Origin of the sequence: Latilactobacillus graminis DSM 20719 (genome assembly GCF_001436415.1) — a bacterium.
Lineage (GTDB): Bacteria > Bacillota > Bacilli > Lactobacillales > Lactobacillaceae > Latilactobacillus > Latilactobacillus graminis.
This window is the reverse complement of the sequence record NZ_AYZB01000058.1, coordinates 207,470-223,444: the sequence shown is the minus strand read 5'-3', so window position 1 is coordinate 223,444 and position 15,975 is coordinate 207,470. Positions and strand designations below refer to the sequence as shown.

17 protein-coding genes are annotated in these 15,975 nt (G+C 41.0%); 5 read left to right on the top strand and 12 right to left on the bottom strand.

The features are described 5' to 3' along the window. Positions 1-38 precede the first annotated feature (38 nt). The 3 genes from FC90_RS08150 to FC90_RS08140 form a co-directional block, all read right to left on the bottom strand. Positions 39-602 (bottom strand): GNAT family N-acetyltransferase, encoded by a 564-nt coding sequence (locus FC90_RS08150; RefSeq protein ID WP_057908742.1) that lies wholly within the window; start codon positions 600-602, stop codon positions 39-41. 62 nt (positions 603-664) lie between these two features. Next, entirely contained in the window at positions 665-1,336 is a 672-nt protein-coding gene (locus tag FC90_RS08145) for a beta/alpha barrel domain-containing protein (protein ID WP_057908741.1), read from the bottom strand. 20 nt (positions 1,337-1,356) lie between these two features. Then, the gene (locus tag FC90_RS08140; RefSeq protein ID WP_057908740.1) at positions 1,357-2,781 is read right to left on the bottom strand and encodes an aminotransferase-like domain-containing protein; all 1,425 of its coding nucleotides are present in this window, start codon (positions 2,779-2,781) and stop codon (positions 1,357-1,359) included. A 117-nt stretch (positions 2,782-2,898) separates the two neighbouring features. On the opposite strand from FC90_RS08140, the gene thiD reads away from it, so the two are divergent. Genes thiD through FC90_RS08125 form a run of 3 tightly spaced genes read left to right on the top strand, consistent with a single transcriptional unit; the run spans position 2,899 to position 4,762 of the window. Next, positions 2,899-3,696 carry a bifunctional hydroxymethylpyrimidine kinase/phosphomethylpyrimidine kinase gene (thiD, locus tag FC90_RS08135; protein WP_057908739.1) on the top strand — a complete coding sequence of 266 codons (798 nt, stop codon included), beginning with the start codon at positions 2,899-2,901 and terminating at the stop codon, positions 3,694-3,696. After that, complete coding sequence (locus tag FC90_RS08130; RefSeq protein ID WP_057908738.1) at positions 3,686-4,186, top strand: ECF transporter S component; 501 nt, start codon at positions 3,686-3,688, stop codon at positions 4,184-4,186. The genes thiD and FC90_RS08130 overlap by 11 nt, the downstream gene beginning before the upstream one ends. 12 nt (positions 4,187-4,198) lie before the next feature. Next, the gene (locus FC90_RS08125) at positions 4,199-4,762 is read left to right on the top strand and encodes a TIGR01440 family protein (RefSeq protein ID WP_057908737.1); all 564 of its coding nucleotides are present in this window, start codon (positions 4,199-4,201) and stop codon (positions 4,760-4,762) included. A 47-nt stretch (positions 4,763-4,809) separates the two neighbouring features. Here the strand turns inward: FC90_RS08125 and glmS are convergent, their stop codons facing one another. Next, the gene (gene glmS / locus FC90_RS08120) at positions 4,810-6,624 is read right to left on the bottom strand and encodes a glutamine--fructose-6-phosphate transaminase (isomerizing) (RefSeq protein ID WP_057908736.1); all 1,815 of its coding nucleotides are present in this window, start codon (positions 6,622-6,624) and stop codon (positions 4,810-4,812) included. A 207-nt stretch (positions 6,625-6,831) separates the two neighbouring features. Here glmS and FC90_RS08115 point away from each other — a divergent pair, with 207 nt between their 5' ends. Then, a complete protein-coding gene (locus tag FC90_RS08115; protein ID WP_057908735.1) occupies positions 6,832-7,167 on the top strand; it encodes a hypothetical protein in 336 nt (111 codons plus the stop codon). Positions 7,168-7,274: 107 nt separating this feature from the next. On the opposite strand, the gene glmM is transcribed toward FC90_RS08115, so the two are convergent. The 7 genes from glmM to FC90_RS08080 all read right to left on the bottom strand — a co-directional run bounded on the left by glmM (position 7,275) and on the right by FC90_RS08080 (position 14,481). Then, complete coding sequence (gene glmM, locus FC90_RS08110; protein ID WP_057908734.1) at positions 7,275-8,627, bottom strand: phosphoglucosamine mutase; 1,353 nt, start codon at positions 8,625-8,627, stop codon at positions 7,275-7,277. Positions 8,628-8,670: 43 nt separating this feature from the next. Next, positions 8,671-9,786, bottom strand: coding sequence for a CdaR family protein (locus FC90_RS08105; RefSeq protein WP_057908733.1), 1,116 nt, complete (start codon positions 9,784-9,786; stop codon positions 8,671-8,673). Further along, positions 9,783-10,622, bottom strand: coding sequence for a diadenylate cyclase CdaA (gene cdaA, locus FC90_RS08100; protein ID WP_057908732.1), 840 nt, complete (start codon positions 10,620-10,622; stop codon positions 9,783-9,785). Before cdaA ends, FC90_RS08105 begins: the two co-directional genes overlap by 4 nt. Positions 10,623-10,693: 71 nt before the next feature. Then, on the bottom strand, positions 10,694-11,761 hold the full coding sequence (locus FC90_RS08095; RefSeq protein WP_057908731.1) for an ABC transporter substrate-binding protein: 1,068 nt from the start codon (positions 11,759-11,761) through the stop codon (positions 10,694-10,696). A 1-nt stretch (position 11,762) separates the two neighbouring features. Further along, positions 11,763-12,572 carry an ABC transporter permease gene (locus FC90_RS08090; RefSeq protein ID WP_057908730.1) on the bottom strand — a complete coding sequence of 270 codons (810 nt, stop codon included), beginning with the start codon at positions 12,570-12,572 and terminating at the stop codon, positions 11,763-11,765. Continuing rightward, positions 12,569-13,384 (bottom strand): ABC transporter permease, encoded by an 816-nt coding sequence (locus FC90_RS08085; protein WP_057908729.1) that lies wholly within the window; start codon positions 13,382-13,384, stop codon positions 12,569-12,571. Before FC90_RS08085 ends, FC90_RS08090 begins: the two co-directional genes overlap by 4 nt. Before the next feature lie 5 nt (positions 13,385-13,389). Next, the gene (locus FC90_RS08080) at positions 13,390-14,481 is read right to left on the bottom strand and encodes an ABC transporter ATP-binding protein (protein WP_057908728.1); all 1,092 of its coding nucleotides are present in this window, start codon (positions 14,479-14,481) and stop codon (positions 13,390-13,392) included. A 155-nt stretch (positions 14,482-14,636) separates the two neighbouring features. On the opposite strand from FC90_RS08080, the gene FC90_RS08075 reads away from it, so the two are divergent. Next, entirely contained in the window at positions 14,637-15,620 is a 984-nt protein-coding gene (locus FC90_RS08075; protein ID WP_057908727.1) for a YhdH/YhfP family quinone oxidoreductase, read from the top strand. Positions 15,621-15,678: 58 nt separating this feature from the next. Here FC90_RS08075 and FC90_RS08070 read toward each other — a convergent pair whose 3' ends face one another. Then, a complete protein-coding gene (locus tag FC90_RS08070; RefSeq protein ID WP_057908726.1) occupies positions 15,679-15,972 on the bottom strand; it encodes a HesB/YadR/YfhF family protein in 294 nt (97 codons plus the stop codon). Positions 15,973-15,975: the final 3 nt, after the last annotated feature.

The following is a 15,975-nucleotide window of genomic DNA, read 5'->3' as shown; positions in this document are numbered from 1 at the left end:
AGTCCACCAACAATTTGCTGGTGGACTTTTTAATGTCTTTAAATTGTTTTAATCATATGGTCATATTGATGACTACCAATCATTAGGTCTCCTTGTTTAACAAAGCCCATACGTTCATACAATTTTTTAGCTTTAGGATTTTGTAAATCAACACTCAGACTAATCACTTTTTCACCACGTTCTTTTAATATAGTGGGCAACGCTTTAAGTAACTTAGTCCCGACTCCCTGGCCTTGTGCATGCTTTGCGACCGCTAAAGTATCCAAATACCATTCACCTTTTCGAGCCTCCTTATCATTAAAGAAACGTGTTGTTGCGGGCAAGCCAATTTGCGGAAACAACGGCGCCAGAGCATCATCAATATGAGCTTCTTTTTCCTCTGGAAATCCCACCACTAATCCCAATACTTGACCATCTTCTTCATAAACCAGTGTATTAGCATAACTATACCGATATTCTGGCATCGCAAAAGCTTGCTCTAAAATACTGAACAAGTCCTGTAACGGAATCTTCTGGAAAAGGGGCATCTCCATTTCTTCAAAAACAATATTAATAATTGGCAAGACGCTCTTGGCATCTGAAATAGTTGCTTGACGAATCATTCAAAAAACCTCCTCTGTTCACTTAATAAGCATACGGGGGATTGCACGACACGTCAATATGCTCATTGTAAATTGGCCCGGTAATCTGCCATTTTTTGGGCAAATAGCTCACCATTTGTCGGTGGTGTATACGTCAATGCATTTGCCCCAGCTTCAATCGTGGCTAAAATGCTAGTTTCATTTTTTCCACCAGTCGCCATGATTGGTATTTCAGGATAATGTTGTCGAATTGCTTTGATAATTGTTGGTGTCTTCGCAGCTCCACTCACATTTAGAATCGAAACCCCCGCCGCAATTTGTTCAGCGTATGCCTGTCGTTCAGACACAACTGTACAAATAATCGGGACATCAACCACCCGGTTAATCATTTTAATTGTGTCCACTGAAGTCGGCGCATTGACCACTACGCCGATTGAACCAGCGGCCTCAGCCAAAAGACCCATATAGGCTGAGCGGCTACCGGAGGTTAGTCCGCCGCCGATTCCGTTAAAAACAGGAATCGTCGCGACATTGCTAATCGCATTCATGACTGCCGGATGTGGCGTAAAAGGATATACCGCCAAAACTGCATCGGCACTCGTGTTATTCACAATCGCAACATCTGTGGTAAATATAATTGTTTTAATCTTCTTACCAAGAATCTTAATACCGCCAACTTGCCGTGCTACGGCTGGTGGGCCTACAACACTCGTTTTTAATGGTGTATAAATTTCTGGAATAAATTGATTTGTCATTTTAAACTACCTCCTTAATTTTAGTGATCGTAATCCGCTAGGATAGTCCTTAAGCGCTGCGCAAGTTGACCTAATAATGGTGCATCGAGCCGCGCAAAATTAATTCGCAGCGCGTCTGTTTTAAAGCCAAACAGTGAGCCAGGCGCTACGGCTAATTGATGTGCAAGTAAGCTTTTTAGCCGTAGTTGGTCCTTATCCCGAGTCACCCAGATATAATAGCCTCCACTTGGTAAAGTAACTTGCCACTCCGGCAATACCTGTGTAAGCATCTGATAAGTCGCCTGCGCCCTTTTTTGAAGAATTCGTTTTAATTGGTCCAATTGTACTTGAAAATGTGGATCCCCCATTGCTAGTGTCACCATTACTTGAGCCGTAATGCTGGGAACCAAATCAGTTTCACGTTGCACATGAATTAACTGCTCGATAACTTGTGGGGTAGCCACCACCCAACCAATTCGACTGCTAGCCCCCATAATCTTCGATAACGAACTAATATAAATAACATTCTCTGGATCTAGTTGTTTCAATGATGGCAATTGCTTAGACGGATTAAAGCCTAACCAAGCAAAAATATTATCTTCAACAATTGGAATCTGATATCGTTGGCAAAGCTTAATAACTGCATATCGCCGCCCAAGGCTCATCACTTGCCCCGTTGGGTTTTGATAGTCTGGATTAAGAATTAATAATTTAATTCGATGTTGGATTACCAACTGTTCTAACGCCGACAACTCAATACCATCAGCATCAATTGGGGCTTCGTACACCCGGATACCAGTTGTTTCAAACAACGTCGAATCGTGAAAAAAGGAAGGGCTTTCAATTGCTACAGCATCACCGGGTACCAATAAACCTTGTAAGATTAAAAACAACGACTGTTGAACACCGGCCGTTATCAAAAATTGATCTTCTGAAAAAGCAAGTTGTTCGTTATGCTGATCAAGCTGATTAATCGCTTCAATTAATGGTAAGTAGCCATGGGTTGTTTCTAAAGTTTGCGCCGTAATAAAATCTTGCCAAGTCAATGCGGGAAATTGAAATTGAGGCACTAGTGCCAACGGTAATTCGCTCGAATAAACGTCGATTAAATTTACTGCCTGTTGTTCAATCAACGCACGAATGTGTCGCTGTTCTATTTGAATACGATGGCGCTTTTGCCGATTTAAATAAGTATGCCAATTAACCCGCTTTTTTTGTGGGTACATTTGCTGACTTATAAATGTTCCGCTACCAATCCGTCGTTCTAGCACACCATCTACGACTAATTCGTCAAAAGCGCGGGTGACAGTTGAACGATTAACACGCAATAATTGCGCTAACCGACGCTCTGGTGGCAATTGATCATCAGGACTTAATTGATTTTTCTCAAGCAACTCGATCACTATTCTTTTTATTGCCTGGTACTTTGGCTTGGGCAATGGTCTATATTGTGACCATCTAATCATCACAATCACCTCATTCATAGTGTACAAATTGGATGGTAAAAAAACAAGCCAATTGGTTGTTGTAACTAAGTCATTTTAATTCTATGCTGTTAACAGCATAGAATTGGGAGGATGATGATGCAAAATATTTTAACAATAGCCGGCTCCGATACACTTGGTGGCGGTGGAATTCAAGCAGATCTAAAAACATTTGAAGCATTACAAACTTTTGGAGTAAGCGCACTAACCTGTGTTGCTACGGTACTGCCAAATGGTCATCTACAGATCCATGACTTACCTAAAGATACCATTTTGGAACAGATTGACGCTATTTTAAACTACGTGCCATTAACCCATGTTAAAATCGGATTAATTCATCAGCCCGACACTTTACACGCAATCTGTTCGCGTTTACGCCAACATCCTGAATTAACAATCATTACAGATCCAGTTCTCGTTTTTAAAGAAGCTGCGGTTTCGGCCCACCAAGTATATCTCGATATATTAAAGCACGAACTACTGCCATTATCGACCGTTGTCACCCCCAACTTAGTAGAAGCCCAGCAGCTTAGCGACACCCCGCCTATTACTACCCGTGCCAAAATGCTAGCTGCTGCGACGACAATCCAAACACTCGGACCACAACACGTCATTATCAAAGGTGGCCAACGATTCCCTGGTGAACAGGCCGTTGATTTATTAAAATCGGGCGCAACAACCCATTATTTAGAAGCTCCACGATTGGAAACAACTACAATTGATGGTGCGGGGTGCACATTTTCAGCAGCGCTTACGGCAGAATTAGCAAACGGAAAATCGCTTGAAAGTGCCGTTGCACGCGCAAAGAAATTTGTTTACGCCGGTTTAAAAGATGGTGTTCATTTGCGCCATGGCCTGGGGAACGTCTGGCAGGGGGCAGCTCAACATGCACTTTAATAAACATCAGTTACCGTTACTTGCGATGCTCACCGCATTAACCGTAGCACTCTCGTTGTTAATCATCATCCCGATTCCGGCGACAAAGGGCTTTGTGACGCTCTGTGAGGTCGGTATTTACACAACAGCGATCATGCTTGGGAATCCCGGCGGACTCGCTGTTGGAGCCACAAGTGGCCTATTAATCGATCTATTGTCTGGTTACCCTGAGTGGTGTCTCTTCTCACTCATCATTCACGGGGCACAAGGCTTTGTTGTGAGCCACTTGACGCACGGCGCACCGCGGCCACAAAAGTTAATCATCCCCTTCATTTGTGGCAGCATTGTGATGGTGCTTGGTTATTTCTTAGCCACGCGTTTGCTATTTGGGTGGGCAGCTGGAATTACTTCTATTTTCAGCAATATTGTTCAAAACGGTATTGGGATCGTAGTCACTATTCCATTAGTCACGAGTTTATCCCGTATTCGACCACAATTATTTAACCACTAGGAGATTTTAAAAATGACAAACGATTTACAATTAAACCAAATCCAGCAAAACTTAATCCAAATAACACAAGATGTTTTAAACGAAGCCCATTTAGAAAACGGCGATTTATTTGTTCTCGGCTGTTCAACTAGTGAAGTTGTCGGAGGCCATATTGGTAAAGCCTCAAGCAAAGAAGTGGGTGAAATCATTATTGCAACGCTTCGTGGGATGCTTAATCCACTGGGGATCCATTTAGCCGTACAAGGCTGTGAACACATTAACCGTAGTTTAGTTGTTGAACAGCAAGTTGCCCGCGCACACGACTTTGAAATTGTATCGGTTGTTCCGGCTATGCATGCTGGGGGCGCCTGCTCTATTGCTGCTTTTGAGCAATTCAGTGACCCTGTCGAAGTTGAACATATCGTCGCACAAGCTGGCTTAGATATCGGGGATACAGCGATTGGGATGCACGTGAAATTCGTTCAAGTCCCCGTAAGACCAACACTTGATACATTAGGCAGTGCCCATGTTACAGCTTTACGATCACGACCAAAATACGTCGGTGGTCCACGAGCAACGTACGCACCAACGCATTAAACGCAAAAAAAGCCGCGTTCAAAATAACGCGGCTTTTTGCATACTATTTATTCAACGGTGACACTCTTAGCTAAGTTTCTTGGTTGGTCCACATCATAGCCTCGATGCAAACTTGCATAGTAAGCAATTAATTGGCCAGGAATAACACCTAATAACGGCGTTAATAACGGATTGACGCTTGGTAAGATAACTTGATCACCTTCTTGAGCAAACCGCTCACTGACAATCGTTAACGCCTGTGCCCCTCGTGCTGTGACTTCTTGGAGATTTCCACGGGTGTGCGCAATCGTTTTTTCATCCACCAAGAATGCAATGACTGGTGTTCCGGCTTCAATTAATGCAATCGTTCCATGTTTTAATTCACCAGCAGCAAACCCCTCGGCTTGAATATACGAAATTTCTTTTAATTTCAAGGCGGCCTCCAAGCTTAGTGCATAATCTTCACCGCGACCAATATAAAAGGCATTGCGTGTTGTTTGCAAGTAATCAGTCGTCAAGGTTTCAATCTGTTCTTTTTCGCTCAATAAAGCTTCCATGCCAGTAGCGACTAATCCTAATTCATGATGTACATCGAATTGTTCTGCTAGCACCAGTTGATTGTGGCGTCCAAGTGCGACAGCCAAGAATAATTCAACTGCAATTTGTGCAGTATAGGCTTTCGTTGAAGCCACCGCAATTTCTGGGCCCGCATGCAATAATAATGTGTAATCAGCTTCCCGTGAAAGTGTTGACCCTTGGCTGTTAGTGATGGTTAAGCTTGGATAATGTAAGGCATTAGTTTGGACCAACACTTGTCGACTATCAGCCGTTTCGCCACTTTGGGTGAGAAAAATGAAAAATGGTTTTTCAGATAGTAAGGGCATATGATAGCCGAACTCACTGGCAACATGCACTTCTACTGGCTTTTGCACGAGACTTTCAAATAGTGTCTTGCCAATTAAGCCAGCATGGTAACTGGTTCCGGCAGCTACAATATATAATCGGTCTGCTGCGTTCATTGCTTGCAGTAGTTCCGGACTAATGTTAAGTTGACCATCTGCATCAAGATATTCATCCAGCAAACGTCGCATGACCGCTGGCTGTTCGTCGATTTCTTTTAACATATAGTGTGGATATGCACCTTTACCCGCTGCATCGGCGTCCATTTCAATATGGTAGCTGTTGCGATGAATGAAAGTACCGTCTAGGTCTTCAATTTGCACGTCATCTTTCGTGAGTACTACCATCTCACGGTCATGAATTTCAATAAAGTCTTTTGTCTCGCTCAACATTGCTAACGCATCAGAGCAAACAACATTAAACCCATCACCGACACCAATTAACAATGGCGCTTTATTCTTAGCAACATATAATGTATCCGGATCATCACGGTCTACCATCACAAAAGCATATGAACCTTCAATTAAAGTCAGTGCCTTGCGAAATGCTTCTTTTGCTGACAATTGTTCCGTCTTGGCAAGATACGCGATCAATTGAACTGCTACCTCAGTATCGGTTTGACTGACAAAATGAACGTCTTTTAAGTATGTTTCTTTTAAAACTAAATAGTTAGTTAACACGCCGTTGTGAACCAAGTAAAAACGACCATCTTCAGAAACATGCGGATGCGCATTATCACGACTAGCAATTCCATGTGTTGCCCAACGTGTATGGCCGACACCGATTGTTCCTTGTACTTCAGGCCCAACCGCTGCTTCTAGAACGCTAATTTTACCGGGTTCTTTAACTAAATAATCATGACCCGTACGACTGTTGACATAAATACCAGCTGAATCATAACCACGATACGCCAACTTCTCTAACCCATTTAATAATATTTCAGTTGTATTTGCTTTACCGATAACCCCGACAATTCCACACATCTTAAAACCCTCTTCTCAACTTTGGTTTATTCATTATTTTCAATTGGTATAATACATAAATAATATAACACCAAAGGTTTTATCCGTCAATATTTTTATTGGTATATATCAATTCAACATTTTGGTATAGTCCTGAAAATGATATTCTTTAACTGTTGATTTATGCTATACTACCATTATTAATATCTTTAAAATAGGGAGACTACAATGAAAAAAGCCATTCTAATAATTCGCAGTATCTCATTGTTAAGTTTACTCATCAGCATCGGGTTCATCATGAACGCACCAAACATAGTTGCATTACATATCACCGCGGACAACGTTGTCGATTCGTCCGGTAGTAAATGCATATTGCTGCTAGAGTCAACTTTGTTAATAATCATTAACGAAATTAACATCTTCAACATAAAACGCTATCGGCAAAGTCAAGCACTAAGCGAAATGCCAATCATCCTCATCAAAGAGTGGTATCTTATTTCCATTGCTATTATCTTATTAATTATCTTTAGTTTCGTGATGTATCAACAAATCACATGGCGTTAAAAAAGCAATTTATCACCACTTTCGATCCAAAAAAAATCCCGTCAGCTAAATGACTGACGGGATTTTTTGTTGATTTATTTATTTTAAAATTAAAGTCTATTTTTCGCTTATGCGCCAATTTCAGCTTTGACAACCGCTGCAATTTGATCAGCATATTGATTAACCTTTTCTTCTGTTGCAGCTTCACACATTACTCGTAGCAATGGTTCTGTCCCACTTGGACGAACCAAGACGCGGCCATCACCATTCATTTCTTTTTCAACAGTGTCAATTGCTGCTTGAATCTTATCGTTGGTTGCCCAAGCATCCTTATCCTTGACGGTTAAGTTAACTAGTTTTTGAGGATAAGTTTGAACTGGCGCTGCTAACTCAGATAATTTCTTACCAGTTTGTTTCATGACGTTTAAGAGTTGAATCCCTGTTAACATCCCATCACCTGTATTGTGGTAATCAAAGATGATGATGTGTCCTGATTGTTCGCCACCAAGGTTATAGCCTTTTTCACGCATTTCTTCAACAACATGTCGGTCGCCAACATCCGTTTGAGCTGATTGCATATTGTTAGCCTCAATCGCCTTATACAAACCGATATTACTCATGACAGTGGTCACAATTGTATCTTGTTTCAAGCGACCTTTTTCTGATAAATACTTTCCCAAGATAAACATGATTTTATCCCCATCAACAATATGCCCCAATTCGTCAACCGCGATACATCGATCGCCATCGCCATCAAACGCTAAACCAACTTCTGCACCAGTTTCTAAAACTTGCTTAGCAACATTTTCAGGATGGGTCGAACCGACCTGATCATTGATATTTAAACCATTCGGATGGGTTGCAGTCGTTGTGAACTCTGTTTCTAAATCCGCGAATATTCGGCTAACCAAACCACTTGTAGAGCCGTTAGCACCGTCTAATACGACTTTAATCCCCGCTAAGTCATCAGGAATCGTGTGTTCCAAAAATTGCGTATATTTTAAAGCCCCTTCTGGATATTCCTCAACCGTTCCCAAGCCTTCTCCATCTGGGCGCGGTAATGTATCTTGTTTGGCATCAATGATGGCTTCAATTTCTGCTTCAGTTGCATCTGGTAATTTGTAGCCGTCTGCGCCAAAAAATTTAATGCCATTATAGATAGCGGGATTATGTGATGCTGAAATCATGATACCCGCACTGGCTTCTTGTACCTTAATTAGGTAAGCAACCGCGGGAGTCGTAACCACCCCTAGTGACAAAACTTCAATCCCAACAGATAACAAGCCAGAAATCAAAGATTGTTCTAACATTTGCCCGGAAATCCGCGTATCGCGGGCCACTAAAACTTTAGGACGTTGATTCTTGTCAGCGTGCTTGGTCAATACATAGCCTCCAGCACGGCCCAATTTAAAGGCCATTTCTGGGCTTAATTCTAGATTGGCAATCCCACGTACGCCATCCGTTCCAAAATACTTTGTCATACTTAATTATCTCCATTCATCCTGCTAAAAATTTTAGCGCTGATTATTGCTTTGCAGCGGTACTTGCGCCACTACTTTTACTTGAGCTAGCTTGACTACTCGATTGGCTACTACTTGAACTGGACGCATCTGTCACACGACTGGCATCTTGTGCTGCACCATTTTCAGCAGGAGTTTCAACTAAGTCGGTGCTGTCACTGGTCGTATTGGGCGTCACATTAATCGTCACTTTAATCGTGTTTGGATCACTCTCGTAGATATTATCCGGTAAGGCTAGTTTAACGGTTTTAGTTGTTGAAGCGGTAATTGTTGATAAATCGACACTTACTGGAAATGACGTCATGCTCGTTAATGCTGTTTGGCCACCATAAACAGTCACTGACTTCGTTTCAGTAGTGAGACTATAGTGATAGCCACTTTTTTCGCCTGTCTTCTCCAGACTAATTGGTAATGTTTTTTTACTCATTTGCACTAAAATTTTAACATTAACAGTCTGCGGTGAAATTAGGACGTTCAACGCTTTACCATTCCGATCAATAGCTTGTAATAAGACCTCTTCATTAATGTCTTTTTTAGTACCTTCGTCAGGATCAACCGTTGCTACCACTTGTGAAACAGCGTTAACCGCTGATTTAGCCCCACTGACTTCAACCACATCTTGACTTAATTTTGGATTACCAATACTGTAACCTGCAGCCAAGTTTTCTTTTTTGACATTAACTTGTACTGGAAACTGTTTCGTTACCTTATGTTCAATGTGCACTTTAATGGTTTTGGGCTCAATCGATACTTTAATATCTTTATTAATTCCGGTTTGTTTTAATTTAACGGTGTGGTCGCCTGTCCCTAGTTTGGTTAAATCTCCGATAATCCGAAAATTTAAAGTATTGACCGCTGAGGTGACCAACGCATTGGGTCCTGATAATTTCACCTTTACTTTTTGTGGATAACCCGTAATAAAATAACGGTCAGTATCCGCATTAATCTGCAATGGAACTTTCACTGTCTCAGCACGGGTCGCCAACATTTGTGTATCGTTGTTATTCGTCTGGCGAGTAGTATTGATTTCATCCAAATTAACGTAACCGAATAACAAAAGTGCGAGAAATAACGCTAAGATTCGATAGAGCCATGGGCCTTCAACAAATTTTTTCATCATTTGTGGCCTCCTTTTTTGAAGCCATCCACAAACTCTTGTAAGAGACTCGTCTTACCTTCTTCTTGAGTAATTAAATGTGAATTAAAATACTTCAAATAATCTTCTTGCGTTAAATCGCGCATTAACTCATTATTACGCGTTAATGTGACGCCCCCTGTTTCTTCAGAAACAACGATTGTCAAAGCATCTGTTACTTCGCTAATCCCGACTGCTGCGCGATGGCGGGTTCCTAATTCCTTGGGAATCAAGTTACTCTCGGAAAGCGGCAGGTAAGCGGCAGCAACAGCAATCTTATCATCGCGAATAATAACAGCCCCGTCATGTAATGGCGTATTCGGGATAAAAATATTAATTAATAATTCTCCCGTAACATCTGCATCTAAATCGATTCCTGTCTCAATATAGTCTTCTAACCCAGTATTCATCTGAATCGTAATTAATGCGCCAATACGCCGTTTTGACATATACTGAATCGCTTTATCAAGTGCTTTTATTAGATTATTTTCTTGCTCAATCTTGGGATTGACGCCCCGTCGCAAAAGTGATCCGCGACCAATATGTTCCAAACCACGACGAATTTCGGGCTGAAAAATGACAATTAACGCAATCACAATCCAACTTATAAATTGATCCATAATATAAGAAACAGTCCGGAGACCCATATACCAACTTACAATTTTAATCAATGCAATTACGATAATACCTTTAAATAATTGGACGGCTTTAGTGCCGCGAATTAACATAATTAATTTATACACAAAATACCAGACAACAATAATGTCCAATATATTTGCTAACATACGCCAGGTCAATAACTGTGACCATTCAAATGACATAGGCAACCTCCATCCAAAAAATTTCTGTATTTATTATACCATGAACACATTTAATCTGCTCATGGACCTAGCTAATGTTGCATCTTAAATTCTAAGAATAGATCATTATAAAGACCGACTGTTGTTGGCGATAGATCACTATAGACTTGCAGTCGATTAAGCACTTTTTGACTTGGATAATAGCCTGGATTCGTTCGCGTTGACTTTGGTAACAATGATTTAGCCGGAATATTGGGTGTTGAGTAACCAATGTAGGCGGCATTTTGGGCCGCATTCTTGGGAGTTAACATAAAGTTTAAAAAAGCATAAGCCGCTTTTTCGTGTTTAGCTGTCTTAGGAATCACTAAATTATCAAACCATAAATTACTACCCTCGGCAGGAATCACATAGTGTAAATGCGGATTATTAGCCAACATCTCAGCCGCTTCACCAGACCATGTCACCGCAACACTGGCTTCATTTTGGACCATGTACATCTTAATCTCATCCGCCACAATTGCTTTGACATTTGGGGCCATTTGATCCAGCTTATCCTTAGCTGCTTTTAATACCACAGGATTGGTACTATTGACAGATCGACCGTTACTAATTAAGCCCACAGCCATCATATCACGCGCACTATCAACGACCATCAGTTGGCCACGATAATCGGGGGACCATAAATCAGCCCAATGCGTCACCGGTTTTTTTACCAATTGATCATTATAGATAATTCCTAATGTTCCCCAAAAATATGGTAGCGAGTATCGATTCCCAGGATCAAACGGTTGATTCAAAAAATTAGTACCAATGTTCTGATAACCGGTCAATCGGTGATGATCAATCGGTTTTAGTAAGTTAGCTTTACGCATCTTTTCAATCATATACTCACTGGGGACCGCCAGATCATACGCAGTTCCACCTTGTTTAATTTTAGTATACATCGCTTCATTACTGTCAAATGTTTCGATCGATACGTGATAACCGGTTTGTCTTTCAAATTTTTTAACTAATGCCGGGTCAATGTAATCCCCCCAATTATAAAGGGTTAAAGTATTAGCTTGTGTATAACCTTGCGACTTTTGTAATTCAACAGTCCCTCCAAAAAGAGCGGCACAAACAACTAAAATTACTAGCGTAATTCGTCCTAATTTATTCATTTTAAGCCCCCGCTTTCCGTTTGCGCCGTGCTTTTTGGGCTTGATTTCTTTGATTCAATAGATAATAACCAGCCACAAGAATTAACGAAAAGACAAACATTAAGGCCGATAATGCATTAATTTCTAAGCTAATCCCTTGGCGTGCTCTTGAATAAATTTCTACCGAGAGCGTTTCAAACCCGTTTCCAGTAACAAAAAAAGTAACAGCAAAATCATCTAATGAATATGTGAAGGCCATAAAAAACCCCGCAAAGATACCAGAACTAATATATGGCAGAATTACTTTACTGAGCACTTGCCAATCGGTCGCACCTAAATCACGAGCAGCATCCACAAGGGCCGGGCGCATTTCATTTAACTTCGGTAAAATCATTAAAACTACGATTGGAATTGAAAAAGCAATGTGACTCAGTAAGACCGAGCCAAAACCCAAGCCTAAACCTAAAAACGTAAAGAAAATTAAAAAACTCGCCCCAATAATAACATCTGGTGAAACCATTAAAATATTATTAAGTGCTAAGACCATATTTCGGACACGTCGGTGCTTAGTTTCATAAATGCCCAACGCACCGAACGTTCCCACAATCGTCGCACATAACGATGATAAAATGGCAATCAATAAGGTTTGAAGAACAATTTCAATCATTCGTTTATCAACAAATAATGCTTGATAATTGGCCCACGTAAATGACCGGAAGCCATTCATATTATCACCGCTACTAAATGAGTAAAAAATCAGATAAAAAATCGGAGCATATAGCAAAATAAAAATCCCGACTAACCAAACATTTTGCCATTTCACTTTTTTCATTTGTTAGTCACCTTCTTCTTTGCCTTTTGTTCACCGGTCATAAGCATAATTAGCCCCATGGCAACGATCAAAACCACCCCGATTGTCGAGCCCATGCCCCAGTTCATGGTCGTTAGAAAATGCTCCTCAATTGCAGTTCCCAAAGTAATCACCCGATTGCCCCCAATTAAACGCGTTAACATGAAAAGTGACAAGGATGGAATAAAAATCGCTTGAATCCCAGCTTTCACCCCCGCCATTGTCAACGGTAATATCACTTTGGTAAAAGTTTGCCAATTGCTAGCACCCAAATCACGACTAGCATTGACCAGTGAAGGGTTCAACTCTTCTAAACTATTAAAAATCGGAAGAATCATAAACGGAATTTCAATATAAGTCGCAACGACCAAAAAACTGAAATTTGTAAATAGAATTTGCTGTGGTCCAATCCCAAACCAGCCTAAAAAATGATTAATCGCCCCATCTTGACTGAAAATCCCGATAAACGCATAGGCCTTCAGTAATAAGTTAATCCAAGTCGGGAGAATAATTAATAGTAGCCAGAGCTGCTTGTGTTTGGTTTGATGGAGCCAATACGCTGTTGGATAGCTAAACAACAATGTTATTAACGTAATTAAAAATGCATACCACAGCGAGTTTAGCGTCATTTTTAAATACGTACCTGATTGAAAATAAGTTGCGTAGTTTGCTAAGGTCGCCTGTCCATTAATATCAAAAAAAGACTGATACACAATCAATGCAACTGGTGCCAAAACGAATAGGATAATCCAAAGGATATATGGTAAATAGTATAACCATTGTTTTTTGCGCAATTGCCTTAATCCTCCTCTTCGTAGCTTTCAAGTCGTGCATCAAAATCTTCTTCTGATTCACCAAAGCGCATTATGTGGACATCTTCTGGTTCAAAAAATAGCCCCACTTGCTGTCCATCTTGCGTTGGATTCGTTGAATGAATCAACCATCGATTTTGGTCAGCATCATAAGCCGTAATCTCATAATAATCACCACGGAATAACTGCGTATCAACTGTCACCACTAACTGCCCCTGATCGACTGCCACAATATCCAAATCCTCTGGGCGCAGCACGACTTCGACCGCTTCATTGGGTTTCATTCCCGCATCAGCACATTCAAATTGTTTCCCCACCATTTCGACTTGGTAATCAGCGACCATTTTACCAGGTAAAATATTACTTTCCCCAATAAAATCCGCCACAAAATGGTTGATGGGTTCATCATAAATATCAACTGGTGATCCACTTTGAAGCACGCGTCCTTCATTCATCACAAAAATCTCATCGCTCATCGCCAAAGCTTCTTCTTGATCATGGGTCACAAATAAAAATGTGATGCCCAACCGTTGTTGTAAATCACGTAATTCATATTGCATATCTTTACGTAATTTCATATCAAGCGCTGATAGCGGTTCATCTAATAATAGTACTTTTGGTTCGTTGGCCAAAGCTCGTGCGATTGCAACTCGTTGTTGTTGACCACCAGAAAGTTCACTAATCTCACGATTTTCATAACCAGCTAAACGTACTAATTTGAGTGCTTCAATTACTTTTGCTTGAATAACTGCTTTTTTCACTTTGCGGAGATTAAGCCCAAATGCAACATTTTCAAAGACATTCAGATGTGGAAATAAAGCATAGTCTTGAAAAACTGTATTCACTTGGCGTTTATTAGCTGGTAGATCATTTATTTTCTGTCCTTCAAATAAAACATTTCCGGCAGATGCATTGGTAAATCCGGCAATGATTCTTAAAATGGTTGTCTTACCACAACCCGACGGACCAAGTAAGGTATAAAACTTACCTTTTTCCAACGCAATGTCGATACCCTTTAAAATTTGTACGTCATCATATTCTTTAATTACATTTTTAAATTCCACCATTGGTTGCTGCATCTTCTTTTCGTCCCCTCTATTCTTTAACGCTTAGACCGATCATTAGTAATTAACATCCTATCAATTATACCGTTTCCACAGCTAGTTGCCAATTCAAAGCGCGGATTGTTGTATAATGGAGTTAAACAAGCATTAAGAAATGGAGTTGAAATGATATGGTTGCCTATCAAGCCCTCGTATTAGAACAAAATGGTTCGACCGTTAGTGCCACTTATCAAACTAAGTTAACCCCGGACCTCGGCAAAGATGGCGTGTTGGTCAAAGTTGCCTACTCCGATATTAATTATAAAGATCGCCTCACAATGAACCCGCAAAGCGGTGTATTGCGGCATTATCCGATAACTCCTGGAATCGATTTTGCCGGCATCGTAGTTGAATCAGATAATCTCTTTTTTGAAGCCGGTGATCAGGTGCTCTGTACTGGTTATGCTACCGGTATCAAAATCGACGGTGGTTACGCCGAATATGTTAAAGTTCCGAGTGAATGGCTCTTTAAGCTACCCGAAGGTCTTACATTAGCTGAAGCAATGCAATTCGGAACTGCTGGTTTCACAGCTGCGATTGCACTCACTAAGCTATTACGGCAAGCCTTTACCGCAGACCATACGACACCCCTCCTGATCACTGGTGCGACCGGTGGTGTCGGCAGTTTTGCACTTACAATGCTTGCTCAACTCGGTTTTACAAATTTAACGGCGACAACGCGTGATTTACATCAACAAGCTTATTTAAAACAACTTGGCGCTACACAAATTATTAATACCGCCGACTTAATCGCTACACCACCTAAGGTACTCGACCACCAAGCTTTTAGCGGTGTTATCGATACCCTCGGCGGGCCTGTTTTAGCCCAAATTCTACCACAGATCCAGTCAGGGGGGTTGGTAGCGACCTGCGGCAATATTGCCGGAGCCACGCTCAATACCACCGTCATGCCATTTATTCTACGTGGAATCACCTTAGCAGGCATCGACTCGGTCACTTACCCACGTAAAGATCGCAAGGAACTCTGGCAATTGCTTGCCACAACTTTTAAACCACAAACTTGGCCAACAACAACGTTAATTGCGTTCACTGATTTAGCCCAAGAGTTGACTACAAATACGCATCAAGTTGGTCGCTGTTTAATCGCCTTTTAATCTAATATAAAAAGCCCATCGAAATGAGACATACCTCATTTTGGTGGGCTTTTTATATCTAACGTCGTTTAAATTGATACTTAGGTTCTTCTAATTGTGGATCGTAATCAACAAGCAAATCATAGTCAGCAAAAAACCAATCATCGGCTTGACTAGCAAAATAGGTAACGCCATCTTTAACCGCTGAGCCAATTGGCTGATCAACTGCCGCTCGTTCCATACCGAGTGAAAACCCATCATGAACAGTCGTTTTACCATATACTTTCCCAAAAAAGCGGACACCATCGCCCGTTTTTAATACTAGTTCATCACGAAACCACTGACTTGCTGCATCTGACACTTGAATTTGCATATT

Coding starts and splice junctions, on each gene's coding strand:
- FC90_RS08150 (WP_057908742.1), bottom strand. CDS start 602: ATGATTCGTCAAGCAACTATTTCAGATGCCAAGAGCGTCTTGCCAATT.
- FC90_RS08145 (WP_057908741.1), bottom strand. CDS start 1,336: ATGACAAATCAATTTATTCCAGAAATTTATACACCATTAAAAACGAGT.
- FC90_RS08140 (WP_057908740.1), bottom strand. CDS start 2,781: ATGATTAGATGGTCACAATATAGACCATTGCCCAAGCCAAAGTACCAG.
- thiD (WP_057908739.1), top strand. CDS start 2,899: ATGCAAAATATTTTAACAATAGCCGGCTCCGATACACTTGGTGGCGGT.
- FC90_RS08130 (WP_057908738.1), top strand. CDS start 3,686: ATGCACTTTAATAAACATCAGTTACCGTTACTTGCGATGCTCACCGCA.
- FC90_RS08125 (WP_057908737.1), top strand. CDS start 4,199: ATGACAAACGATTTACAATTAAACCAAATCCAGCAAAACTTAATCCAA.
- glmS (WP_057908736.1), bottom strand. CDS start 6,624: ATGTGTGGAATTGTCGGGGTTATCGGTAAAGCAAATACAACTGAAATA.
- FC90_RS08115 (WP_057908735.1), top strand. CDS start 6,832: ATGAAAAAAGCCATTCTAATAATTCGCAGTATCTCATTGTTAAGTTTA.
- glmM (WP_057908734.1), bottom strand. CDS start 8,627: ATGACAAAGTATTTTGGAACGGATGGCGTACGTGGGATTGCCAATCTA.
- FC90_RS08105 (WP_057908733.1), bottom strand. CDS start 9,786: ATGATGAAAAAATTTGTTGAAGGCCCATGGCTCTATCGAATCTTAGCG.
- cdaA (WP_057908732.1), bottom strand. CDS start 10,622: ATGTCATTTGAATGGTCACAGTTATTGACCTGGCGTATGTTAGCAAAT.
- FC90_RS08095 (WP_057908731.1), bottom strand. CDS start 11,761: ATGAATAAATTAGGACGAATTACGCTAGTAATTTTAGTTGTTTGTGCC.
- FC90_RS08090 (WP_057908730.1), bottom strand. CDS start 12,572: ATGAAAAAAGTGAAATGGCAAAATGTTTGGTTAGTCGGGATTTTTATT.
- FC90_RS08080 (WP_057908728.1), bottom strand. CDS start 14,481: ATGCAGCAACCAATGGTGGAATTTAAAAATGTAATTAAAGAATATGAT.
- FC90_RS08075 (WP_057908727.1), top strand. CDS start 14,637: ATGGTTGCCTATCAAGCCCTCGTATTAGAACAAAATGGTTCGACCGTT.
- FC90_RS08070 (WP_057908726.1), bottom strand. CDS start 15,972: ATGCAAATTCAAGTGTCAGATGCAGCAAGTCAGTGGTTTCGTGATGAA.